This is a genomic window from Streptomyces sp. ID05-39B, from assembly GCF_033794725.1.
Taxonomy (GTDB): domain Bacteria; phylum Actinomycetota; class Actinomycetes; order Streptomycetales; family Streptomycetaceae; genus Streptomyces; species Streptomyces bobili.
Genome location: NZ_JARGEF010000561.1, coordinates 1 through 584 on the forward strand (window position 1 = coordinate 1; position 584 = coordinate 584).

The following is a 584-nucleotide window of genomic DNA, read 5'->3' on the forward strand; positions in this document are numbered from 1 at the left end:
GTACACGGTGACCCCCGGCCCGCACTCCAGCCCCCGCCCCCGCAGCCACGCCCACGTCTCCGCGTCCGCGTGCAGGTCGACCAGCAGCGTCGTCGTCCCGGCCGACCGCAGCCGCAGCTCCTCACGGAACCAGTGCCAGGGGAAACCGGTGTAGCGAACGGTCGACGGCGTCGTACGGGCCAGTGCCAGATGCGGCAGCCGCTGCTTGCGGTCGAGCTGGAGCTGCCCGGTGACGAACACGGTCAGCGGTCCGGGTGCCGCCGCGGCGGCCCGCAGCCGGGTCAGCACGGCCTGCGGCTCCAGGGGGTCGGCGAGTTCGACGACGTTCGCCGTGTCGGTGCCGGCCAGCACGGCGGGCGGCACGGCCGCGAGCACGGGGAGCACGGACGCCGCGTCCACCAGGCATCCCCTGCCCACGGGTGAGGCCGCGAGCAGCAGCACGGTTCCGGGCATCGTCCCTCCCCCTGTCGATCACGTACGTCAGCACCGTAACCGCTGCTGCTGCAAAGGGGGGCCTCAGGTCTGCAAACGTCCCCGTTCGGGGCGTTCGTCGCCGTCCGTGCCCTGCCCGCCCCCCACACCCC

Annotated in this window: 1 pseudogene; it reads right to left on the reverse strand. The window is 74.0% G+C overall.

The features are described from left to right. Positions 1-453: pseudogene (locus P1P75_RS41900) on the reverse strand (hypothetical protein); the annotation flags it as partial. Between the last annotated feature and the right edge of the window lie 131 nt (positions 454-584).